Origin of the sequence: Bacillus sp. FSL K6-2431 (assembly GCF_038005165.1) — a bacterium.
In the GTDB taxonomy this organism is placed as follows: domain Bacteria; phylum Bacillota; class Bacilli; order Bacillales; family Bacillaceae; genus Bacillus; species Bacillus pumilus.
This window is the reverse complement of the sequence record NZ_JBBOSQ010000001.1, coordinates 2,208,530-2,233,826: the sequence shown is the minus strand read 5'-3', so window position 1 is coordinate 2,233,826 and position 25,297 is coordinate 2,208,530. Positions and strand designations below refer to the sequence as shown.

Here is a 25,297-nt window from a genome sequence, read left to right as displayed (position 1 = left end):
TATGGGATCAAAACAAAACAAGCTCATTCGCCTGAGCATTACTTATTTTATCCTTTTCATTGCCTCCATTTGTATTCTATATCCACTGCTTTGGACGATCGGTGCTTCCTTTAATCCTGGAAACAGCCTTATGAGCACAAGTATGTTTCCGAAGAATCCAACGTTCAGTCACTTTACCGAGCTCTTCTTTGGCCCGGGAGCACTTTATGCAAAATGGTATTGGAACTCCATGAAGATCAGTATTGCCACAATGCTGTTAACGCTGATTCTTGTTAGCTTTACAGGCTATGCCTTTTCTAGATTCCGTTTCAAAGGACGGAAAAATGGGCTGATGCTCTTTTTACTGCTGCAAATGATTCCTCAATTTTCAGCGCTGATTGCGATTTTCGTTTTGGCTCAAATGCTTGGGCTGATTAACAGCCATCTTGCATTGATTTTGATTTATGCAGGCGGACAAATTCCGATGAATACGTATTTAATGAAAGGCTATCTTGATGCGATTCCGAAGGATCTTGATGAATCAGCCAGAATGGATGGCGCAGGGCATTTCCGAATTTTCATCCAAATTATTATGCCGCTTGCTAAACCTATTTTGGCGGTTGTCGCCATCAACTCATTTACAGGACCACTGGGTGATTTCATCATCTCCAGTGTCATTGTCCGCTCACCCGAAATGTATACACTCCCGATCGGTCTGTACAATCTTGTGTCAGACAAAATGGGGGCCAGCTACACGACCTTTGCAGCCGGGGCTTTACTCATTGCGATTCCAGTCGCTTTATTGTTTCTTGTGTTACAAAAACAATTTGTGTCCGGCCTCACACAAGGCGGGACAAAAGGATAAGGGGAGATTTGATGAAGAAATGGATGCTCGTCACGGTTGTCGTTTTCTTTTTGATGGGATTAGGGATTTTACCTGAAGCAAAAGCGGATGCAATTTCCGTTCAGCCGATCAATGGACTGCAAGGTGATTTCATTAAAGGAGCCGATATCTCCATGCTTGCGGAAGTGGAGAGAAGCGGCGGCAGATACTTCGACCAAAATGGAAAACAGGTGGACCCGCTCAAGCTATTAAAGGAAAAAGGCGTCAACTATGTGCGTATTAGACTGTGGAACCACCCATACGACAATCAAGGCCGTGCCTATAATGGCGGGACAAATGATCTCAATACAGCCATCGCTTTATCGAAACGCGCAAAAGCACAAAATATGAAAGTGCTGCTTGATTTTCACTACAGTGATTTCTGGACTGATCCTGGTAAACAGTTCAAACCGAAAGCATGGGCATCTCTTTCACAAAACGATTTAGTAAAAGCGGTTGGCACTTACACAGGGGATGTACTCAAAGCGATGAGAGCCCAAAATGCACTGCCGAACATGGTACAGGTCGGAAACGAATTGAACTCAGGCATGCTGTGGCCGAACGGCAAAAGCTGGGGTGAAGGCGGCGGTGAATTTGACCGGCTCGCCGCTTTGCTAAAGGCTGGCACAAATGCAGTCCGCTCTGTCGATTCAAATATCAAAATTATGCTTCACCTTGCCCATGGTGGGGACAATGGCGCCTCCCGCTGGTGGTTTGATGAAATCAACAAACGAGGCGTCTCATTCGATACGATCGGTCTATCTTATTACCCGTATTGGGACGGCGGATTTAGCGGTCTTACTAACAATATGAATGATATTAGCGTCCGCTATAACAAAGACGTCATCGTGGTAGAAACCGCCTACGGTTTTACAACAGCAAATGGCGACAACCTAGAAAACTCATTTAACCAAGATTCAGTCAATACTGCCGGCTACCCAGCTTCACCTCAAGGCCAGGCATCTTTTATACGAGATCTATCAGAAAAAATTTCACAAGTGAAAAACAATCGCGGGAAAGGTTTCTTTTATTGGGAGCCGCTTTGGATCCCAGCGAAAGGCGCCCCGTGGTCAAGTCAATATGGGCTGGCTTATATCCAAACAACCGGTACGGTCGGAAATGCTTGGGAAAATCAAGCGATGTTTGATTTCAACGGAAAAGCACTGCCTTCTCTAGACGTATTTAAACAAATGACACCGTAATTAATAGGATAGGACGTGACAAAATGGGAAAGCGTTACCCACTCGTTCACCCAAATGTAAACGGATTCTTACATGGTGGCGATTATAATCCAGATCAATGGCTTCATATGCCGGAGATCATTGACGAAGATTTTCGATTAATGAAGCTTGCACATTGTCAAACATTCTCCATCAACATTTTCGCATGGAGTAAGCTAGAGCCAAAAGAAGGTCAATATGATTTTACATGGCTGGATGACATCATGGACCGCTTGGCAGCACAGGGGGCACACGCCATTCTTGCAACGCCAAGCGGGGCACGACCTGCATGGCTCTCGCAAGCATATCCAGAGGTATTGCGCGTCGAAGCGAACCGTCAGCGTAACTTACATGGACTTCGCCATAATCATTGCTTCACCTCACCGGTTTATCGAGAAAAAACGAATACACTCAATCGTTTGCTCGCTGAACGCTACAAGGATCACCCAGCACTGATCATGTGGCACATTTCGAATGAGTACGGTGGCGAATGTCATTGTGATCTCTGCCAGGAAGCATTTCGAGACTTTTTGAAAGACAAGTACAATCATGACCTTGAAGCTTTGAATCAAGCATGGTGGACAGGATTTTGGAGCCACACGTATAGTGATTGGTCACAAATCGAGTCACCTGCACCGCACGGGGAGCACATGATTCACGGGATGAACCTAGATTGGAAACGCTTTGTCACAGCGCAAACGATCAATTTTTATCAAAATGAAATTGAACCGCTGCGGGAATTGACACCCCATATTCCAGTGACCACCAACTTTATGGGCGACTACCCGCATATGCGCCCATTTCTTGGACTGGATTATCATCAATTTGCAAAAGAGGTCGACGTAATTTCATGGGATAGCTATCCAGCATGGCATAGCGGCAGGGAAACAACCGCTGAATTAGCGTCAAACGTTGCCTTCGTTCACGACTTATATCGTTCATTAAAGGACGGTCAGCCATTTCTCGTGATGGAAAGCACGCCTAGCCTCGTGAATTGGCATGATGTGAATAAAGTCAAACATCAAGGAATGGCTCATCTGTCTGCTATGCAGGCGATTGCCCACGGATCAGACTCAGTGCTTTATTTCCAGTGGAGACAGGGTCGAGGTGCCTCTGAGAAATTCCATGGCGCGGTAGTCGATCATTCCGGACATGAACATACGCGAGTGTTTCAAGAGGTCGCTGATCTAGGGAAACAGCTGGAGCAGCTGCAACCCATCGCGGGGACATCCGTTCAACCAGAAGTCGCCATCATATACGATTGGGAAAACCACTGGGCCATTGATGATGCACAAGGCTTAAATAATACAAACAAACGCTATGTAGAGGCTTGTCAAACTCACTATCGAAGCTTTTGGAAAAAAGGCATTCCTGTTGACATTGTCGGCATGGAAAAGGATTTCTCATCCTATCGTGTGCTCGTTGGTCCAATGCTCTACATGATCAAACCAGGCGTGGCAGAAAAGATCGAAGCATTTGTCAAAGAGGGCGGCATTTTTGTGGCAACGTACTGGAGCGGCATGGTCGATGAAAACGACCTCTGTTTCCTCGGCGGTTTCCCCGGTCCTCTCCGCCATGTACTTGGCATTTGGGCTGAGGAAATCAACACATTGATGCCAGATGAACATGTATTAATGACCACAGGAAATGGACGCACCTACCATGTCGGGCAATATTGCGAATCCATTCATCCTGAAACGGCCTCTGTGTTAGGACATTTTGAGAACGGCTGCTACGAAGGACAGCCAGCCCTGACTGTCCATCCTTTTGGAGATGGAAAAGCATACTATATGGCTTCCGAAAATGAGGAGATTTTTTATGATGAGTTTTACGAGGAACTCATCGCAGAAATGGAGATACAGCCCGTCCTATCAGCGGTGATTCCAGAGGGAGTCAGTGTACAAAAACGAACAGATGGCACTCAGGAATATGTGTTTATGATGAATTTTACAGAAGAGCAGCAGAACATATCACTAGATTCAGCGGAAAGCTATGAAAATATCCTGACTGATGAGCAGGTGCCAGAGAAGCTTCAGCTTGATCCTTACGAGTACATCATCTTGAAAAAATAATTTAAAAGAAGTGTTCATTCATTGGACGCTTCTTTTTATTTAGATAATTCTAAATACCTATATAAATATATTTATTAGTAGAAATGTATATGAACCTTTATATTTTATCTAAATTTTTTGACATGTTTGATACCGCACCACGAATGGATTCACCATCCTTTTTTACCATTGTATAGGTATGAAAGCGGTTGCCTAATGCTCATATTTTTGATACCCTTTTTTTCAATGCAGCTGTGGGACTGCATTGTGATAAAAAGAGCAAACAAATGTAAACGGTTTATTGTAGGGGGAGGGTCTTATGTTAACGCTTGTTGGATTGTTGATTATTTTAACGATTGTTGTATTGCTGATTTGGGGGAAAGCAAGTCCAATTGTCGCCATGGTCATGGTGCCTTTAATAGGAGCACTGATTGCAGGATTTGGGATAAATGACATTCAAACCTTTTTTGAAGAAGGAATTATCAAAGTATTGCCGGTGGCGACCATGTTTATCTTCGCCATTTTATTTTTCGGCATTTTACAAGATACAGGGTTCTTTGAACCTGTAATTAAAGCATTAATTAAGCTGACAAAAGGAAATGTTGTCACAGTTGCAATGGGAACTGCTTTAATTGGGATCATTGCTCATTTAGATGGAGCAGGGGCTACAACCTTTTTATTAACTGTACCTGCACTGCTGCCGCTTTATAAAAAATTACATATGAGTCCTTACTTGCTGCTGTTATTAATTGGGACGAGTGCTGGATTAACCAATATGATTCCTTGGGCTGGTCCGACTGGACGGGCAGCAAGCGTCTTGAATATGGATCCATCTGAACTCTGGGTGCCGCTTATTCCGATCCAGCTCATTGGGGTGGTGCTCGTGTTAGGAATGGCGTTCTTTTTAGGAAAGAGAGAAGAAAAACGAATTCGGGTGAAAATTGCTGCAAACGAAGTAGCTGCTGTTCAACTAGAAGGCGCCGATTGGGATCGTGCCATTCAGTCTATTAGCGAAACAGGTGACGCTTCTTTAAAGCGTTATCATCTCATCTGGGTGAACCTTATTCTATTTGTCTGTGTTGTGGTACTTCTCGTGTTAAACGTGATTCCTGCTAGTTATATGTTTATGATTGGCCTGTCACTAGCACTGTTGATTAACTTTCCGAATGTGAATTTACAGATGGAAAGAATCAAGGCGCACGCACCTAGTGCACTGATGATGGCGGCTGTTATTTTCTCCGCAGGTTCATTTTTAGGAATTCTTGAAGGTACAGGGATGCTGAAAGCCATTGCGGTCGACAGTATTCATATTTTACCAGCTTTCTTACTGCCATTTTTACATATTATTGTCGGGATGCTTGGAGTGCCGCTCGATATGCTGACTAGTACAGACGCCTATTATTACGCCCTTCTGCCAATTGTTGAATCCATTACATCTGAGGTTGGCGTATCTGGTACTTCAGCGGCATATGCCATGATGATTGGGAATATTATCGGAACCTTTGTCAGTCCGCTTGCGCCTGCTGTTTGGCTCGCTGTAGGCCTGGCAGGGGTGGATATGGGGAAACATATCCGCTACTCCTTCTTTTGGATGTGGGGATTCAGTATTATCCTTCTGTTCGTGGCGATGCTAATCGGTATCATTTAAAAAAAGAAAGACATGCGTACAACGACGCATGTCTTTTTCTTTGTATTATGAAGGATATTCACTTGTGTGAATGTCTGTATTCGGCTTTCTAATAAGAGACATTAATCCAATGATAAACAATAGAACCATTGGAGCGAATGCAAGACCGATTGTTCCAATTAAAAGAGTCACAGCAGACACCAAGAAAAGAACACCTGAAATCACGGCACGGCGGTCTGTTTTCAAGAGAATAACACCGACAATCGATAGCACTGCTGCAATTCCAGAAACGACCATAAACTGCGTACCAAATGCATTAACTGAAGCTTGAAGCGTTTCAATCGGTAATGTTTCGCCTTCCTCTTGTAGCACTTCATTAATTTCATTATAAAATGATGGACCTACCGAGAGGATTAATGCTCCAAATCCAACACCAATGGCATTGAGGACAATACTAATAATCCCCATAATTTTTTCACCTTTACGACTAATCATGTGTAAACCTCCTAAAAATTTTTAAAATTTAACTGCCTGTTTTCACTTCTCGTTTTTGGAAGACAATTAAGGCAATGGCCAAGAAAATAGCCCAATAGATGACTAGGACGATTAATGAGAATCCTAGAGACATACCTTCGATAAGAGTAACCTGTTCCATAAAGTATTGGGATGGATCGTTTGCAAATAACAAATATTTTGACCAATCAAAGAAGAGCATTAAAATACCTGTAACTGATCCACCCACAATATAAGCTAACACACTAATGGCAATGGAGATGGCTTCACTTCTAAATACTGTAGAAATGGCGAACGAAAGGGTTCCCAAAACGACAAACATTGCACAATGAGCAAGATAATAATAGATCATATTTGCAAACTGCGAACGTTCAATCACTTCACCATTGTGATACACCAAATTCACATAATCAGTGCTAAGTCCAAAGAAAATAGCACCCAATATGAAGGACAAGATAAATAGCACCACAACAAGTAAAAGAGCATACAGCTGTACTGTAATATATTTAGATATTAGGATCTTTAGCCTTGATGGTGGACGAATCAATAATAATTTGATTGTACCATGCTTGTATTCAGCCGACACAATAGTGGAAGCAATAATGATCACAAACACACCTACTAGCTGAAGTAAATTGGCGTTTGTTTTCACATAATCCCATACACTGTGGCTAAACTGATCAGCTGGCGGCAAGTTATGCTTGATTCGATAATCATTAATAGCGATCTCTTTTTCAAGGTTTCTTTTAAAGAAACCAGTCTCTGTTTCTTTGAGCTCTTTCTTGTTTTCCGTATTCATCATTTCTAGCTGGGTTTTCCATTCACCTGAAGCTTGATCTTTGTCATTTGTTTTCACTACAAAGATCAGTGTAGCAATCATACCTAAAACAAGAAGTCCAACCATAATCCAAGTTCCAACACGATAACTGATCTTCATCCACTCGTTTTGAATGAGGCGTATCATACGTCTGCCTCCTTTTTACCTGTTAAGCTTAAGAACTTATCTTCTAAGGTTTGTTTTTCTATTTTGATTTCGTACAAATGAATGGACGCGCCGCTCAAATGACGAATCAATTCCGGCATTTTCTCTTCTGGCAAGGAGAAGAATAAATACTGCTCCTCTTCTCTTACAGTCGTGCCTTCCTCAAATGCGCCGATGAGCTTCTGCGCTTCTGCCAGCTCACCAGATGCGACCTTCATTCGGTAATTGACCAAATCGTCTTGATTCGTCTCTGCACGCTGATCCTCAATCGCAATCAGCTTTCCTTTTTGGATAATCGCAAAACGATCACACATCAGTTCCATTTCTGACATGAGGTGACTTGAAACAATGACAGCTAGCCCTTCTTCCTTTGCAAGCCTTCTCAAGTAATCTCGTATCATGCGAATTCCCTCTGGATCAAGTCCATTGGTCGGCTCATCTAATATCAGTAGTTTCGGTCTATGTATAAGTGCTTGCGCAATGCCTAAACGCTGCTTCATGCCTAATGAAAACGTTCGGACACGCTTATGTTTCACGTGCTGTAAGCTGACCAGCTCTAGCAGCTCATCAATTCGCCCTTCATCCACTTTCCCATTCATTCTGGCAAAGTGAACAAGATTTTGTCTTGCCGTTAAATGATTATACATTTCTGGGTTTTCAATAATGGCACCAACATCTTGGATGGCATGCTGATATGAGGATTGAATACTATGGCCATTAATCAGAATGTCACCAGATGTAATTGGAGAAAGACCGACCATCATACGAATGGTTGTTGTTTTCCCTGCGCCGTTTGGTCCTAAGAAGCCAAAGACTTCGCCCGCTTGGACAGAAAAGCTCAAGTCTTGAACGATCTTTTTCCCGTGAATATGCCTAGATACATTATGCAGTTCTAAAACGTTCGTCACGTTACCTCTCCTTCTTTGTCTAAGTATCATCTATCATCTATTTCCTGATAAACACCATGATCCGTTAAAAATAGAAGAACACTTCCATATGGTACAGCAATGCCCAAAAGTTGTGAAGGGGATTAGGCAAAATTTAGAGAATCCTCTGCCTTTTTTAAGGTAGGGTTAAGAAAACAACAATCTTTTATGTGAAAAGAGGCTTGATTTTTTTAAAATGAACCTTTTTTCAACAGGTATATATGTATGGAATTTTTTTTAAGATTATTCCTTTCACCTATAAATAAAGAAATGAAAAAGAGGCCTCTACTGACAGCCTCTTTTCGTTATTATACCTTTTTCACAAACTCTGATTTTAACTTCATTGCGCCAAAGCTAGGAATTTTACAATCAATGTTATGATCGCCTTCCACTAAACGAATGCCTTTGACCTTCGTTCCTATTTTTAAAACGGAAGAAGAGCCTTTTACTTTTAAATCTTTAATGACAGTGACCGTATCCCCATCACTTAATAGATTTCCATTCGCATCTTTGACCACAAGCTGCTCCTCTGCCGCTTGTTCTTGTTCAAGTGACCATTCATGCGCACATTCAGGACAAACCAGCAGACTGCCATCCTCATAAGTATACGTTGAACTGCATGAAGGACAATTTGGTAGATTAGACATTTGTGTTTCCTCCAACTTTCTATAGCATTTCATACAATTTTACCACATTTCTATAGAAAGAATGTGATAGAAAAGGAAACATTTTTCATCGTTTACTTATTTCTTCCAATTGATATAGCAGCCGCAATATTTCGAGCGGTTCTTTCTACATGAATAGCCCCATCTCTCATTGCCTCAGAAAGAGAAGTTACACCTGGAACGATACTAAAAAGTGCATCAATGCCATGCTCATGTACGACAGCACTGTCTTTTGAGAGGGAGCCCGCGATACCAATCACAGGCAGGTGATACTGCTTTGCTGCTTTGGCTACACCGATTGGGGTTTTTCCATAAATGGTCTGCTGGTCAATTCGGCCTTCCCCAGTAATGACTAGGTCTGCCTCCTTGATGACATCATCAAACCGAACAGCCTTCAGCACAATGTCAATTCCTCTTTGCAAATCGGCGTGTAAAAAGCCTAATAAACTCGCACCAAGTCCTCCTGCCGCTCCTGCCCCTGCTGCATCTTCAAAGGATACAGTAAACTGCTTTTCTGCTATGTGAGCAAAATGAGCTAAATTCTTGTCTAACACTTGAACCATTTCTTCATCTGCACCTTTTTGAGGACCAAATACGACAGACGCTCCTCTCTTACCTGTTAAAGGATTATCCACATCACAGGCTGCCTCCAGCCGAACGGATTGCAGTCTTGGGTCAAGTCCAGATAGATCAATAGAAGCTAGTTGATGAAGGGCTCCACCGCCTGGCGATAGCTCCTGTCCTGCTTGATCAAGAAAAGCCGCACCTAATCCTTGCATCATTCCAACGCCGCCATCATTTGTTGCACTCCCGCCAAGCCCAATGATGACATGCTTTGCTCCTTGATCTAGTGCCGCAATCATTAATTCCCCAGTTCCTTTCGATGTCGTAAATAACGGATTGCGTTTTTCTTGCGGAACAAGGTGTAACCCAGAGGCTGCGGCCATCTCTATAACGGCCGTCTCACCGTCTCCTAACATGCCAAAAAAGGCATCGACAGGGTCACCAAGCGGGCCTGTGACTACTTGATTGATCATGTACCCGCCGGTCGCATCAACTAGTGATTGAACAGTTCCCTCTCCTCCATCTGCCATGGGAAGTTTAATATATTCAGCGTCTGGCAAAATCGCATGAAATCCTCGTTCGATGGCACATGATACCTCATATGCAGATAAACTTTCTTTAAATGAATCTGGTGCAATCACAATTTTCATCCTAAAGTCCCTCGTTTCTTATCAAATGTCATCAGCCAAACAACTGAAAAACGCCGAAAATAATGGTCGACACGACAGTTAATGTCAAACCAATTAACGATTCAAAAGGCATGAGTTTCAACCGCTCTTTGATGTCCATTTGAACACTTCCTGCTGTTGCATGAAAAAAGCTCCCATGCGGCATATGATCAAGCACAGTTGCACCAGCATGAATCATGGCTGCTCCTGAAAGAGCCGATACACCAAGCCCAATGAGTGTACCGCTAAATACGCCACTCGCTACCGCCGTTCCTGCTGTTGTCGAAGCAGTGGCGGCTGACATAAATATCCCTGAAGCTGGTGCAAGTAAATACGGTGGTAATCCCGAAGCATCGAGTGCTTGAATAAACACATCTTTTAAGGAAGAATTCGATACAATTCCTGCTAGTGTGCCTGTCCCTAATAACATAATCGCTACACCCGACATTTTATGAAGCCCCGACATCGCATAATCATTGAGAAACTTCCCTTTTTTCATGAAAAGAGCGCCTATAATGCCTCCGATCGGTAAGGCGATCATTGGGTCTATATTGATTTGAAAAAGCGGTCTTAAAGCCAACAATAAAATGGTGACAAGCGGACCCGCAAGTGCTTGAAAAAAAGCTGGCACTTCACCTTTGCTTAACGCGGTTTCCTCTTCAAGAACAGGTGTCCCTTTTTTTGCAAGCTTTTTAGCTAACACATATGTAACAGCCAATCCAAACACAGCCGGAATGACACCCGCAGCCATCATTGAAGTAAGCGGTACACCAAAAACATCAGAAGCGGCAATGGCATTTGGATTCGGTGACATGATATTCCCTGCCTTCCCGCCTCCAATCATGGCGAGTAAAATCCCCGTTTTTGACAGCTTTGCCCGTTTGGCAATGGCAAGTGCGATAGGCGCTACCGTGATAACAGCTACATCTACAAAAACACCCACTGTTGTTAAAATCATGGTTGCCAGTGCAAGTGCTAATAACGCCCTCGCCTCTCCAAGCTTCTTCACGATCGCCTCGGCGATAGATAAAGCTGCACCCGACTCAATTAAAACGCCAGCCAGTACACCTGCCGCCATAATTCTGAGGACAGCTGGAATCATATCCTTAGCGCCTTCCATCATGACGTTGACGGTCTGAACAATATCTACACCGCCTACCAAGCCGCCTATGAAAGCACCTGCCAGCATGCCATATGCAGGTGATACTTTTTTTAGAATAAGAACAATCGCAACCACAAGTGCCGTCATGGCTCCTAGTGTACTTACTGTCACATCTCCACTCATTTTCGATCCCCCCAAAATGTCTTTCTTTAATTGTAAGCGTTTACTAACTGGGATCGGGTTGTGAATCTAGATGAACTTTTTTCATTTATCCCTTTATTCAATTGTGCATATGCACAATTAAGATAGTTGACTCATCAACTGCGCCATATAAAGCTCCATCAACTGTTTCACATGACGGGGATCTTTTCCGGTCAAAGCTTGTATTTTATCTAAACGATATCGCAATGTATTCCTGTGAATAAATAAACGATCAACAATTCTTTGTAAATCACCGCCTTCTTCAATGTAAATTCTTAATGTGTGGGCAAGCTCCGCTTCTTGTATTATTGGCTTGTAAAAGTCAACCCAACTACTGTTTTCTTCAACAGCTCCTGCAGTAATCAATAGCCTTTCCAGCTGATAAGATTCAAAAAAATAAATACTTTCCTTCGGATCAAGAGCCTTCCCCAACCTCAAGGAATCTCTTGCGTGCTCAAAGGACAATGACAGCTGGCTTATGTCGGCGGCGACAGTCCCTATCCCCACCAGCACCTGGCCTCCTACTGCTTTTTCCATTGTTCTTTGCAGTTGCCCAACCACATGCTTTAAAAAATGATCAGAAATCGGCTGCCTTAAAAGAACCAATTCATGACGAAAGGTCATGCCAAGCAAATCATCCACATTCTTATCGTATTGAATCGCATGAATCATTTTATGCACAGCGTCTTCTGAGGATGGAACTGGCTGAAAAATGATGGCCATTCGGCGTTTATCTAAATCCATTCCCAGCCATGCAGCTCGGTTCTTTAGCTGATGATCACCAACGTCCGAATCAGAAATTAACTGATTGACAATTTCACTCTCTATTCGCTGCCGCCACTGAACTCGTTCAAGCAGAAAAGACTGCTCTAACACCAGCTCAGCCGCCATTTTCACCAGCTCGGCATGATGCCGAATGTCCTCTGGCTCACCAGTAATGCCAATCACACCAACTACTTGTTCACGAAAGCAAATAGGCAAATTGATTCCTGGTCTCACTCCTTCTAAGTGTAAGGACGCCTCGTGGTCAATTTCCACACTGACCCCGCTTGTCAGAACAAGTCGTGCACCATCATGTTTCTGACCAATCCTGTTTCGTTCACCAGAACCAATGATGACACCATCCGCATTCATCACATTGATGTTTTTATCTAAAATACGCATCGTACGTTCAACCATTTCTTGTGCCAATTCAGTGGTTAAAAATTGCATGAGGCATCTCTCCTGAAGGTATTTTCATTCAATGTATCATAGTGTCATTGCACAATAAATGCAAAGTGTTTAAAAATGAGGCATTGACAAAGATACATTGAAAAGTGTTTAATCAAATCAAGAGACCGACCGACAGTCTAGTCAAAAGAAAGGATGGCTTTATGAGAACAGTTAAACATCCTGAAGAACGTAAAAATGACATCTTAAACGCAGCCGAAGAGCTTTTTTCTACCAAAGGCTATCAGCAAACAACGATTATCGACATTCTGAAAGCTGTTGGCATTGCAAAAGGCACTTTTTATTATTACTTTTCATCCAAAGAAGAAGTGATGGATGCCATTATTGACAGGATTATCAAAGCAGATATCATCGTGGCGAAGCGTATTGCGGCTGAGCCAGACCTTCCAGTCGTCGACAAACTATTTCGCATTATCATGGCGCAATCGCCTCAGCAAGGAAGCAATAAACAGGGCATGATTGAACAATTCCATCAGCCTTCTAATGCTGAGATGCACCAAAAAAGCTTAATCAAAGCGATTAAAGAACTATCACCCGTTTTAGCTGATGTCATTCAGCAAGGGGTGGAAGAAGGGACATTCAAAACAAAGTACCCGCAAGAAACGGTGGAATTCCTTCTTGCTTCTGCACAGGTCATATTTGATGAGGGCCTTTTTCAATGGACAGCCGAAGAGAGTATGCAGCGCGCGCTAGCTTTTATCGATATCCTCGAATCCTCATTACATGCAGAAAAGGGGAGCTTCTCCTTTCTTCTGAAACGTTTATCTGGAGAACTTGATGAACATAATCAGTGATTGGTCACTTCAATACCAATCCTGCATACACTATAGACTGACGGTCGGTCTAGAAGGAGAGTGATACCCATGGCTTTATTATCTAAAAGAGGTTCATCCCACTTTATTTACCTCGTGCTTGGACAGATTATTTCCGTTTTTGGGTCTTCCTTAATTCGGTTTGTTCTATCTTTACACGTGCTGGATATGACTCAGCGTGTTGACTTATATGCCTTACTGTTCGCTTTATCCAATGTCCCGCTCCTTCTTTCCCCCTTAGCAGGCGCAATCGCTGACCGGTTTAACAGAAGGAACTTAATGATTTTATTTGATGTTCTCACCGGCATCATGATTCTGGCTTTTTATTTTTGGTTATTCTCAGGCAATGATTCACTCTTTATGATCGGAGCGGTCATGGTGCTTCTTGGTGTGATGAGTACGTTCTATGCTCCCGCTGTGATGTCCAGCATTCCACAGTTAGTAAAACAGGAACAATTAGAACAAGCAAACGGGATCGTCAATGGCGTGCAGGCACTTTCAGGTGTTCTCGCTCCTATTATCGGCGGGGTTCTGTACGGACTGATTGGAAGTCAATCCATTATAGGTGCCAGTGCCATCGTGTTTTTTCTATCAGCATGCATGCTTTTACGGTTAAACATATCCTTCTCACCTAGCCCCCTAACGGAAACTATGGGCAAAGTGCTTGTAAAAGATATGAAACAGGGATTTTCCTATATTGGCAGTCAGCCATTTTTAAAAAGAGCCATGTTGCTTGCTGCAATGTTAAATTTCATCCTCACGCCCTTTTTTATCGTAGGTGGTCCAATCATTTTAAGGGTCACAATGAAAAGCAGTGACATCATGTATGGTGTAGGCATGGGCTTGATTGAGTTCGCTGTCATCGCAGGAGCTCTGCTAGTTGGACTTGTAGCAAAGCATTGGCGCATCCCTACTTTATATCGCTGGCTGATCGTCATCGCGATCATCTTGCTACCTGTGGCATTCTCTACATCCAACACAGCTCTTCAATTTGGCACTTATCCAGCTTATTTTCTCTTTCTAGCAGGATGTCTTCCGATTGCTATGCTGCTTACAATGATTTCAATCGTTGTGATTTCACATGTTCAAAAGAAAACGCCAAATAGTCAATTAGGAAAAGTGATGGCCAATCTGACAATGGTTTCTCAATGTGCTGCCCCGCTTGGTCAAATGATGTATGGGTTCTTGTTCAATACGTTTTCAGCAAACATGTATGTGACAGTACTAATAGTCAGTACTTTCATGTTTGCCCTTGCCTATTTAACAAAAAATATGCTGCAACATGAAGGAGAATCAGCCTCATGAGACTGACGTTTATAAAGAAGGACTTAACCCGCCACCGTCTCATTTCCATCGGTTTAACCATATGCATTATGATGACATCATTTCTAGCAACAAGTGCCGCTCAAATGACAGTACAACTGAATGGTTCCATTTCTAATCTGCTCCATTCAGCCAAGGCACCAGACTTTGTCCAAATGCATGACGGCAGCCTAAAGGAAAAAGATATTGAGGCATTTTCAAGCAAGCAGTCCATGGTAAAAGCACATCAAATCGTCCCAATGATTCCAATTGAACATGCAAATATCAAATTCGGAAACGAACCCGCCAAAGCAGGTGTGATGGATCATTTATTTGTGAAACAAAATCGTTATTTTGATTTTCTTTTAAATGAACAAAATGAAAAGCTCACTGTCAGTAAAGGTGAAGTGGCTGTCCCTATCTATTTTCAGCAAAGATATCATCTCAAAATAGGAGAAACGTTACTGATTGGGAAAGGGTCTAATCAATTCTCTTTCCGTATTAAAGCATTCTTGCGAGATGCACAAATGAACCCCAGTCTTGTTAGTTCGAAAAGATTCCTTCTTCATCACAAGGATTGGGACGCAATGAATCAAGTGTTTCATAAAAAGGAATATTTAATTGAATTTTTACTGCATGATGCCGCGCAGGCAGATGCCTTTCAAGCAATCTACCAGTCATCACAGCTTCCACAACAAGGTCCAGCTGTCACATTACCTTTGCTGCGTATGCTGAACGCATTGACAGATGGAATGGTGATTGCCATTCTCCTACTTGTTTGCATGCTGCTCATCGGTATAGCTCTTCTCTCTCTTCATCTTGCTATGACGGCTTCTATAGAAGAGGACGAACGTGAAATTGGAATATTGAAGGTGCTTGGGATTCCTTTAACAAAAATCAAGCAATTATACGTTGGAAAGTATGCCTTCCTTGCTGGTATAGGGTGTATAGCAGGATATGGGTTAACTCTTATATTTGGTGATATGTTTACAGCCAATATTCAGCGATACATGGGGAATCAGCCTTCTTTTACTTATTGGTTCATCCCGCTTTGTGTTTCTATTGTGATGGCAATGATCATCATTTCTTGCAGCTATACTGTCCTAAGGAAGTTTGGTCGAGTATCAGCCGCTCAAGCACTTCAAGGTAGCGTTATTTCAACGAATGATAAAAAACAAATACCCTTGCATCTCAAGAAAAACAGGTTCATATCAGTCAATATTTGGCTTGGTTTAAAAGATCTGTTATCACGAAAGAAGTTGTACACAACGATTACTTGTATTATGGCCCTTTGTACATTTTTGATGCTGCTGCCTATTCAGCTATGGTACACCTTACAATCGCCGGATTTCATCACATATCTTGGCTCTGGTCAAAGTGACCTTCGAATTGATATACGACAAGGAAATCATCTAAAGGAAAATACTAATAAAATAGAATCAATGATCCGTGAAGATCGAGATATTCATGCATCAGCCATATATGAAACAACTTCTCTTCAGGCAAAATCAAAGGAGAATTCATTAGAAACACTCTATTTAGAAACAGGTAATCTCTCAGTATTTCCTCTCACCTATTTACAAGGGAGACAGCCTTTAAAGAAAAAAGAAATTGCCTTATCAGTGCTCAGCTCAGATTCACTCCAGAAAAAGGTTGGAGAAAAAATTACTCTCGTAACAAACGGGCAGGAAATTCAAAAAACTGTGACTGGCATTTATCAGGATGTCACCAACGGCGGGAAAACAGCAAAAGCAATATCACAGCCATTTCCTCAAACAGCTCTTTGGAAAACTATTCAAATCCAACTAAACCAAGGAGTAGAAATTGCGAAGAAAAAGACAGTATTTGAAAAAGAGATATCTCCTGCAAAAGTGACAGATATGAAAGAATACGTTCATCAAACAATCGGCAGCACAGCATCTTTAGTAAAAGTCGTTGCATTTTTGTCTACATTAGCTGCTTTTGGAACCGCCAGTTTGATGTTATTCATGTTTCTGCACATGTTAAAAGCAAAAGATTCAAGCCGAAACCATTTATTACGAACGATTGGATTTTCTAAAAAAGATGGAACAGTACAATATATCACAAGTTTTATCGTCGTTATCTCTTTGGGCACATTTATTGGCACGATCGCTGTCCACACGATTGGGCCAGCTTTAATGAGTGTAGGTGGCGCATCCTTAGGGGCATCAAGCCTACAGTGGCTAGCACCACAATGGGTGTCAGTTGTGTACCCAATCACACTATTGATTGTCAGCTTAGCTTTAACTGCTTCGTTATTGAAGACGTTTTTTACTAGTCAAACTACACGTCATACACTTTCATAAGGAGATGTTTCACATGGAACACTTGATTGAAACAAAGCGATTGTCTTTGCAAATTGATTCTTTAAAAGGACAGAAACAAATCATTCTTAAAGATATCCATCTATCGATAAATCCTGGGGAGTTTGTGACCATTATGGGACCTTCCGGATGCGGGAAAACCTCCTTGCTTTATCAGCTTAGCGGGATAGAATCAGCCTCAACAGGAGAGATCAAATATAAAGGCAGTTTATTATCAGAAATGACAGATAAACAGTTAACTGCTCTGCGTTTAACAGATATGGGATTTGTCTTTCAACACAGCCACTTACTAAAAAATCTTACTCTATTTGATAACATCATTGCTGCAGCTTACTTAACAAAGAAAAAGCCAAGAAAAGAAGTGAATGAGCGAGCTAGATATTTAATGGAGAAACTTGATATTGATCATTTAGCAGATAGATATTTGTCAGAAGTATCAGGAGGTCAGCTTCAAAGAGCCTCTATCTGTCGAGCACTTATGAATGAACCAGACATTCTTTTCGCTGATGAACCAACAGGTGCTCTTAACTCCCATGCAACGAAGGAAGTGATGAATATATTTTCGAAAATCCATTCTGAAGGAGCGACACTACTGCTTGTCACACATGACCCAAAGGTTGCTCTTCGTTCTGAAAGAATCATGTTTATGAATGACGGAGAAATAACGGCTAGCTTACATTTAGGGAGATATGATGATGAGTCAACTGCCGAGAAACGGGAGACCAGATTAAATCAATGGCTTCAAGATTTAGGGTTTTAAGTTGGAATAAAACAGGCAGCCTTTCTGCCTGTTTTACTTTTCCTGGCACTCAAATGAATAATCCATAAACATACTATTAGTCTCTAGTATGATTTTGCCGCCTACTTGTTGACAAGATTCTGTCAGCAATTCGATTTCTTTGCTATAAAAGTATCTCTTTGACATATACAGAGTCACTAAAACAAGTAACAGCGTCGCCATAATCACTGTGATTTGCCAATCTAAGTTTTTAAATCTTTTTTTCATATCAACATCCTTTCCAACAGACTAATTTTTGTCTGCTTCTATCCGTTTCTATTCCAAATTTGATCTAGCATCATCATAACTGATTTTCTTTAATAGATCGACCTTCCAACTACCTAGCGATTAACTAAAATCTCTTTATTTGTAATATACCAGTGATATTTTTGATCATAATCATAAAATCCATTGTATATATTTCTTTTTTAGACGATTAAAAAAAGATTTTAATCATTTGTATAAACATTCAATCACCATTACAATTTCGTACATCACATGACCATAGGTCCTTTTTATTACCTCTTGGCAATCACCTCACAGAAATGATTATATTCTTCCAAAAATTGTGATATCGTTTTTTAGTGAAACAGGTGAAAGGATCTTAAAGAGGTGAAATTTCATGGCTATCATTTCTGCTGAACAGGTGGGGAACCGTTTAAATGATTGGCGAATTGCGATTCGCAAACATGATGTACAAAGTGCTAACGCAATGTACACAGAATTAAAGCAATTGCTTCAAGAAATGGAAGAGAATCAGGAGGTATTGACTTATTATTCATTGCTAGAAGGCAAGTATAAACTCATGATATATGAACGAAGAGGTAAAAAACTGAATGAACAGACAGAGCTAGATTGCCCCTCTAAAACAAACGACTTAATTGAATACTATTTTTACCTATACAAAGCCCTTTACGCTTCATATAACAGAAACTATGCATCAGCCATTGGACTGTTTAAAATTGCCGAGAAAAAACTGCAAAACATTCCGGATGAAATAGAAGTAGCTGAATTCCATACGAAAATCGCAAACTTATATATGCTACTTCGTCAAAGCCTAATTTCTCTTCACTATATTCAGAATGCTATAGATATTTTCAAAAGTCATGAAGGATATGAAAGAAGATTAGCGACAGCCATTGTCATCGCCGCTGCTAATTATATGGATATTGGCGACTTCACAAGAGCAGAAAACTACTACAAAAAAGCATTACACATCGCTGACAATCTAAATGATCATTTTCTAACTTCACAGCTTTTTCATAATATCAGTATTCTGTATGCCGAAGCTGGAGAATCGAAAAAATGTATCGATGCTCTAGAAAAGGCTCTAAGTGATGAAAACTACCTCTCATCGTGCTATTTCCATCACACCATGTTTATGTTAGTCAAAGAGCTGCTCTCTATTGATGAAAGAACACAAGCTCTCTATTACTTCGAATTGGTCAACCAAAAACACCAATCAGAGAAATGCCCCATCTATACAGCAAAAATGAATTTGCTTTACCATCTATATTTTACTGAGGATATGTCTCAAAAAGCTCAAGCCTGTTTCGAGGAAATCAGCATTCTAAAAGAATTAAAGGATGCTGAAGGTGCCTGTGAATTAAGTGCACTAGCTGCAAAACACTTTGAAGATTTAGGTGCCATTCATCAAGCCTATCTCTTTTTGAAGGAAGCCTATCACATGAACCATCCTATATTTGAATGGAGGAATTCTAATGAAAAAAATGAGTTTATTGATCCTCGCTTTAACCATCGTTGTTTTCGGACAAACAGTGTCTTTCAATTCGTTAAATGAGACGAATCCTGGCACAACAGAACGACCTATCGGAACTTAATATTAAAAATTGATCACAGCAAAGAACCACTTGCCTGATCACAAGGCAAGTGGTTCCACCATTATTTTAATTGCTGATAAGATATGAGGCGGTGTATATGTACCGCAAGATAAGTAAGCTCATCATTAGGAATGACGATACTATGCACCTGTTTAATATAATCTTTGATTTTAAAAGCAACATCCATCGCCTGAGGATACAAGTGTGCAATTTGTTCAAACAACTCATTTTCTTGATCCGACAGTAATTTATTTGCATACAACCTCTCTACAAAGAATTTCACATGTGTAATGAACCGACTGTAATGAATATTATCTTGGTCCATTTTCATATTCAATGTATAGCGCACAAGATTGACAATGCTCCCGATCATTTTGGCATATTTCATGCTATCTTTTGAATCGGATTCTTCACCTAATGCATTGATTAGGTGAAAGGCGATATTGGCAGCTTCTTCTTTTGGTAATTGTATGCCCAATGTATCATTTACTAACTCAAGAGCGTACTTCCCTACTTCAAATTCTTCAGTATAGTAATTTTTGATTTCCCAGTACACGCGATTCGTAATATTAATATTCTTTTTATGGCGTTCAACAGCAAAATTCAAATGATCCATTAAGGTAAAATAAACGCCTGAATTTAGATTTGAATTTAACCGTTTTTCTGCATATTGGACGATGCGCTGAGTTAAATCGATAAACTCTTGAGGCATAGAATCTAACAATTGAAGAAATTCTTTTGCTCTCATGTTATCGACTGACATAAAGACTTGGTCCGCTTTTTTCTCTTCTATCATTTGACCCGGTTTCTGTCCATAGCCAATCCCACGGCCAAACAAAACCATCTCCTGTTGGTTCTGATCTTCAGCCAGGACCACACTCGAGTTTAAAACTTTTTTGATTTTAAACATCGTCATCACCTATTTTCATGATTGTGGTGTTCAATCAAGCGCTTCACCATTTGTCTCAATGACTTTTTGGTACCAATAAAATGAGTCTTTTCGAGATCGTTTTAATGTTCCGTTCCCATCATCATCTTGATCTACGTGAATAAAGCCATAGCGTTTTGACATTTGTGATGTACCTGCACTAATAATATCAATGGAGCCCCAACTCGTATATCCAAAGAGATCGACGCCCTCTTCAATCGCTTCTCTCATCTGACGGAAATGCTCTTTAAAATAGTTAATCCGATAGTCGTCATGGATAGAGCCATCACTTTCAACTACATCCTTTGCACCCATTCCATTTTCGACAATGATAAGAGGTTTTTGATAGCGATCATACAGTTCGATTAAAGAAATTTTCAGACCAACCGGATCAATTTGCCAGCCCCAGTCAGTTGAAGGCAGATAAGGGTTTTTGACTCCTCGAATCGTATTTCCTTCTGTCTGTTCTAACCCTTCTTGAGCTGATTCAGTTAAAGACATATAGTAGCTAAATGAGATGAAATCGACTGTGTTTTCTTTTAGAATGTTGAGATCATCTGCTTCCATTTGAATATGAATATTTTTTCTCTCAAGCATCCGTGTAATCAGTGGCGGATATTCGCCAAACACCTGAACATCTGCATAGAAATAGTTTTCTAAGTTTTGTTTTAAGGCTTGTTCCACATCATTCGGGTGACACGTATGCGGATACGTTGTCAATTTTGTCAGCATACACCCAACTTGGCTGCCTGGAATAATACGATGGCAATCAGCTGTTACAAGAGCAGATGCAACAAATTGATGATGAAGCGCTTGATACACCGTCTCTTCTACTTTACCTTCTGGGCAACGATCAGGAATAATTCCTGCTGTAATAAATGAGTGGCGGTGAATACTATCAATTTCATTAAAGGTGAGCCAATATTTCACATCATGTTGATAACGTTCGAAACAAACATTGGCGAACTTCACAAAGAGATCGACCACTTTTCTTTCCACCCAGCCGTTATATTTCACACTAAGGGCTAAAGGCATTTCATAATGAGAGAGTGTCACAATTGGTTCTATATTGAGTTTTTTCATTTCGGCAAATACACGATCATAGAATTGCAGCCCTTTTTCATTTGGTTCAGCTTCTTCTCCAGTAGGGAAGATCCGACTCCACGCAATAGAAATGCGAAGTGTTTTAAAGCCCATTTCAGCAAATAGAGCCAAATCCTCTTTATAGTGGTGATAGAAATCAACACCTCTGCGTTTAGGGTACTTTTTATCATCTGGGTCTTTTATTGCACGTTCTATATTTTCAGAAGTCACAGCAAGATGTCCTTCATAATCTTCTACACTTAAATTGGAACGATACATTGCAATATCTGCAACTGATGGTCCCTTTCCATCTATATTCCAAGCGCCTTCTGCCTGGTTGGCGGCAATTGCGCCGCCCCATAAAAACCCTTTTGGAAAACCTTTAATTGTTGTCATATGTTTAGCCTCCTAATTGTGTGACAACCATCAATGTATCTTGACGATTGACCTCTTGTAATGGCTGTACCTTTATATCATATTGATCTGTATTTGTGATGACAGCAAGTGTAACTGGATCATAACCTGCAGCTATGATTTTTTCTACATCAAATTCAATCAGTAAATCTCCTGCTTGAACACGTTCTCCTGCCTGCACTTTTGGATGAAAATACTGTCCTTGCAGTTGAACGGTATCAATGCCAATGTGGAATAGTACTTCAACCCCTTGGTCCGTTTTCATACCAAGTGCATGATTTGTTTCGAACAGCATGGTCACCTCACCATCAACTGGTGCGTAAAGCGCTCCTTCTGAAGGGACAATGGCAATTCCGTCTCCCATGACCTTTGAAGAGAAAATATCATCTTTTACTTCAGATAGAGAGATCATTTGACCAATCACAGGACTTTTGAATGTTTCACCTGCTCCAATTTGTTCAGCAAATGCCGCTTGATCATTTGTCTTTTCTTCTACTGTTTTATCCTTACCTAATACAAAAGCAGCGATAAAGGCGACAATAAAGGAAATGACTGCTCCAATGACAGCAAACATTAGATTTCGTGGGAGCTCATCTGATATAAACATCGACATACTTGCTAATCCAGGGCCAACAAGTACAAAGGCTTGTATACCAACTAATCCAATGAAGATCCCGCCAACAAACGAACCAATCATGACACTTCCAAGGACTCGCTTATTTTGAAGTGTCACACCATACAAAGCAGGCTCTGTGATACCAAAAAATGCTGAAATCCCTGCCGAAATGGCTGTTGATCTGAGTACCTTGTCTTTTGTGCGTAGTGCTACAGCGAAACACGCTCCACTTTCCGCAATATTATGCGCAAGTGATGCTGGCAAATAAAGTGCTTCTTTCCCAAGGGTACCCATCGTTGTGACTGCATAAGGGACCATCGCTTTGTGCATACCTGATGCGACCATGAATGGAAGGACTGCTGCTAAAATCGCGACAGCTACCCATCCTACTGTATTAAACATTGCAAGAATGATGGATGAAAAACCTTGTCCTGCTGTAAAACCAATCGGTCCTAATAAAAGTAATGTAACTGGTACAGTAATGACTAATGACATCATTGGAACAAAGAAAATCCGAATTGGTTTTGGTGAAAATCGTGTGAAGAATTTTTCCATTTGAGCGTACAGCAATACAGAAAGGATTGCTGGGAACACTTGATACGCATAAGCTATATTTTTCACGTCGAATGACAGCAATTGCGCACCTTCAGTAAGCATAGCCGTCATGTTCGGAAGAAGAAGCGCACCGACTGCTGATAATGCGACCAATGGGTTTACCTTTAGTTTATTCGCCGTCGTTACAGCGACTAGTAAAGGCAGGAAGTAAAGAGGTGCGTCCCCTACCATGTTCAATATTTGATAGGTTTGACCCTTTGCATCCATCCAGCCTAATAGAGAGAAAAGGAGAAGAAATGATTTTAAAATCCCTCCGCCTGCGATAGCTGGAACAAGCGGCTGGAAGACACCGACAATGAAATCTAACAGAACTGTGCCTATTTTTCTTTTTTCTTTTGGCTGATTAGATGGCACGACTTGCCCCGATGAGCTGCTGCCCATTAGTCTTGTTACCTCTTGATACACTTCAATCACGTCATTCCCAATCACCACTTGGCATTGTCCTGACATTCTGACAGCTATGACACCTGGTGTTTTTTCTAGTGCTTGTACATCTGCTTTTTTCTGATCAATTAGTGTGAAGCGAAGTCTTGTGGAACAGTGCTCAAGATGCGCAATGTTTTCTTTACCACCAACATGCTTTAAAACGTCTTTGGCAACCTGTGTGTAATCCATTGTTTCTCCCCCTTTTCTCATACATGAGACCTATATTTCAGCAATAAAAAAAGGACCTAAAACGACAAATTAAAGAAATTCATCGTTTTTAGATCCTGCCTGCATGACCAGTCACATGTCTAATTTATTTATATTGGATTTGTTTTTAGTATATATCGATTATATGAAAGCGTCAACATTTATTTTTTGAAATTTATTAAGGTCTATATACCTAAATTGATTTTCTTTAATTTAATTGAAACAACCTTTCTCGCTTGTTTATACATCGATATCCTTTTATCATCAATAAGAACTATCTCCATGATAAAAAACCAGATAAGTTTACTCATCTGGTTTCCACCATCTATTTTTTTCTTTCTTCCGCCTGCTTTTTGAAAGCATTCGCTTGTTTTTGATATTCCTTTTTCGTGACCGCTTTTAACTCTACGGTACCGCCTGTCATTTTAAATGGAAGTTTGATTGATTTTACATCTCGATCAGTGGAACCTTGAATTATTCCATCTTCAATTGAGGGCTCATAGCCCATAAAAAAATTTCTTCCATCCGTTTCACCCGAAACTTCTAATCTCATTTCTTTATAAGGCTTACACTCTTTTTCAGGAACAGTTGTTATTAGAAGGGAGCCGGTCCATCCAAGCTCAATATGCATCGTTTTCACCTGTAAAAATAGTTGTTTGTCCTTTGCCGTATAGAGAAAACCATAGATCTTCGCCACTTTCTCCTTGAAGTTTCTCATACTATCATAAAACCTATTTTCCGCGGTATCGAATAGATAATCATATCGTTTTTGAATATCTTTATGATATTTATCTAGCTTTTTTTGATTGATTGCCTTATAAATCGTGCTTTTCTTTTCGCCTTGTTTTTTCACTGAAAGGTCTTTTCCTGAAAAATGAACTTCGTATACGATCGTTTCTTTACCTTGTGTGACTTTGAATTCATACCCGTTTTCTTTTGAACTGCCGGATAAGACAAATTGTTTTTTATAGATATGCGGATCCCATCTCACTTCTTCTACATACTTTTCATTCAAATGCCCAGTTACTTTCCCTTTACTCTCAGATACCTTAAACCAGCTCATTCTATCTTTCGTTTTATACGCAAATGCATAGGAATGGTTCAATGAATTTTTTTGTGCAATTGCTTGATATGCTGTCCAGCTGCCTCCACCAATGACTAGCACTGTTAGGATAGACACGATCCACATTTTCAATTTGCTCATACGTACCTCCTCTGTTAACATGTGTATTTTTTCTCCATTATCATGTCAAAACACAATGAACAAAATCTGTTATCTCATCACCTCCTTTATAAAATTTTAAAACCTGCTTGTATTT

Annotated in this window: 20 protein-coding genes; 9 read left to right on the top strand and 11 right to left on the bottom strand. The window is 40.8% G+C overall.

From position 1 onward, the window contains the following. The first annotated feature begins 1 nt into the window (after window position 1). The 4 genes from MHH40_RS11105 (at window position 2) to MHH40_RS11090 (ending at window position 5,781) form a co-directional block, all read left to right on the top strand. Window positions 2-844: a sugar ABC transporter permease gene (locus tag MHH40_RS11105; protein ID WP_003215217.1), complete on the top strand. Its 843-nt coding sequence runs from the start codon at window positions 2-4 to the stop codon at window positions 842-844. Between the two features lie 11 nt (window positions 845-855). Then, entirely contained in the window at window positions 856-2,064 is a 1,209-nt protein-coding gene (locus tag MHH40_RS11100) for a glycoside hydrolase family 53 protein (RefSeq protein WP_050944600.1), read from the top strand. 23 nt (window positions 2,065-2,087) lie between these two features. After that, window positions 2,088-4,154, top strand: coding sequence for a beta-galactosidase (locus MHH40_RS11095; RefSeq protein WP_050944601.1), 2,067 nt, complete (start codon window positions 2,088-2,090; stop codon window positions 4,152-4,154). Window positions 4,155-4,452: 298 nt separating this feature from the next. After that, complete coding sequence (locus MHH40_RS11090) at window positions 4,453-5,781, top strand: CitMHS family transporter (protein ID WP_003214912.1); 1,329 nt, start codon at window positions 4,453-4,455, stop codon at window positions 5,779-5,781. Window positions 5,782-5,826: 45 nt separating this feature from the next. On the opposite strand, the gene MHH40_RS11085 is transcribed toward MHH40_RS11090, so the two are convergent. From MHH40_RS11085 to MHH40_RS11055, 7 genes are all read right to left on the bottom strand, one after another. Continuing rightward, complete coding sequence (locus tag MHH40_RS11085) at window positions 5,827-6,255, bottom strand: DUF4064 domain-containing protein (protein WP_003214965.1); 429 nt, start codon at window positions 6,253-6,255, stop codon at window positions 5,827-5,829. 28 nt (window positions 6,256-6,283) lie between these two features. Next, entirely contained in the window at window positions 6,284-7,237 is a 954-nt protein-coding gene (locus tag MHH40_RS11080; RefSeq protein ID WP_050944602.1) for an ABC transporter permease, read from the bottom strand. Further along, window positions 7,234-8,163, bottom strand: a complete 930-nt coding sequence (locus tag MHH40_RS11075; protein ID WP_080984767.1) for an ABC transporter ATP-binding protein — start codon at window positions 8,161-8,163, stop codon at window positions 7,234-7,236. The genes MHH40_RS11080 and MHH40_RS11075 overlap by 4 nt, the downstream gene beginning before the upstream one ends. A 326-nt stretch (window positions 8,164-8,489) precedes the next feature. Then, entirely contained in the window at window positions 8,490-8,828 is a 339-nt protein-coding gene (locus tag MHH40_RS11070; protein ID WP_003215145.1) for a zinc ribbon domain-containing protein YjdM, read from the bottom strand. 92 nt (window positions 8,829-8,920) lie between these two features. Continuing rightward, window positions 8,921-10,060, bottom strand: coding sequence for a glycerate kinase (locus MHH40_RS11065; protein WP_050944604.1), 1,140 nt, complete (start codon window positions 10,058-10,060; stop codon window positions 8,921-8,923). A gap of 31 nt (window positions 10,061-10,091) precedes the next feature. Beyond that, window positions 10,092-11,363, bottom strand: coding sequence for a GntP family permease (locus MHH40_RS11060; RefSeq protein WP_050944605.1), 1,272 nt, complete (start codon window positions 11,361-11,363; stop codon window positions 10,092-10,094). A 117-nt stretch (window positions 11,364-11,480) separates the two neighbouring features. Then, window positions 11,481-12,593, bottom strand: a complete 1,113-nt coding sequence (locus MHH40_RS11055) for a CdaR family transcriptional regulator (RefSeq protein WP_050944606.1) — start codon at window positions 12,591-12,593, stop codon at window positions 11,481-11,483. Window positions 12,594-12,754: 161 nt separating this feature from the next. Between MHH40_RS11055 and MHH40_RS11050 the strand changes: the two genes are divergently transcribed. From MHH40_RS11050 to MHH40_RS11030, 5 genes are all read left to right on the top strand, one after another. Then, entirely contained in the window at window positions 12,755-13,405 is a 651-nt protein-coding gene (locus MHH40_RS11050) for a TetR/AcrR family transcriptional regulator (protein ID WP_050944607.1), read from the top strand. A gap of 69 nt (window positions 13,406-13,474) precedes the next feature. Beyond that, window positions 13,475-14,728, top strand: coding sequence for an MFS transporter (locus MHH40_RS11045; protein ID WP_050944608.1), 1,254 nt, complete (start codon window positions 13,475-13,477; stop codon window positions 14,726-14,728). Then, a complete protein-coding gene (locus MHH40_RS11040) occupies window positions 14,725-17,052 on the top strand; it encodes an ABC transporter permease (protein WP_050944609.1) in 2,328 nt (775 codons plus the stop codon). Before MHH40_RS11045 ends, MHH40_RS11040 begins: the two co-directional genes overlap by 4 nt. 13 nt (window positions 17,053-17,065) lie before the next feature. Beyond that, a complete protein-coding gene (locus MHH40_RS11035; protein ID WP_050944610.1) occupies window positions 17,066-17,830 on the top strand; it encodes an ABC transporter ATP-binding protein in 765 nt (254 codons plus the stop codon). A gap of 640 nt (window positions 17,831-18,470) precedes the next feature. Next, on the top strand, window positions 18,471-19,649 hold the full coding sequence (locus MHH40_RS11030; protein ID WP_050944612.1) for a Rap family tetratricopeptide repeat protein: 1,179 nt from the start codon (window positions 18,471-18,473) through the stop codon (window positions 19,647-19,649). Between the two features lie 101 nt (window positions 19,650-19,750). Here the strand turns inward: MHH40_RS11030 and licT are convergent, their stop codons facing one another. The 4 genes from licT to MHH40_RS11010 form a co-directional block, all read right to left on the bottom strand. Further along, a complete protein-coding gene (gene licT / locus MHH40_RS11025; RefSeq protein ID WP_050944613.1) occupies window positions 19,751-20,599 on the bottom strand; it encodes a BglG family transcription antiterminator LicT in 849 nt (282 codons plus the stop codon). A 30-nt stretch (window positions 20,600-20,629) separates the two neighbouring features. Further along, window positions 20,630-22,096 (bottom strand): glycoside hydrolase family 1 protein, encoded by a 1,467-nt coding sequence (locus MHH40_RS11020; protein ID WP_050944614.1) that lies wholly within the window; start codon window positions 22,094-22,096, stop codon window positions 20,630-20,632. A gap of 4 nt (window positions 22,097-22,100) precedes the next feature. Beyond that, window positions 22,101-23,960: a beta-glucoside-specific PTS transporter subunit IIABC gene (locus tag MHH40_RS11015; RefSeq protein WP_050944615.1), complete on the bottom strand. Its 1,860-nt coding sequence runs from the start codon at window positions 23,958-23,960 to the stop codon at window positions 22,101-22,103. Window positions 23,961-24,303: 343 nt separating this feature from the next. Continuing rightward, entirely contained in the window at window positions 24,304-25,182 is an 879-nt protein-coding gene (locus tag MHH40_RS11010) for a hypothetical protein (protein ID WP_050944616.1), read from the bottom strand. Between the last annotated feature and the right edge of the window lie 115 nt (window positions 25,183-25,297).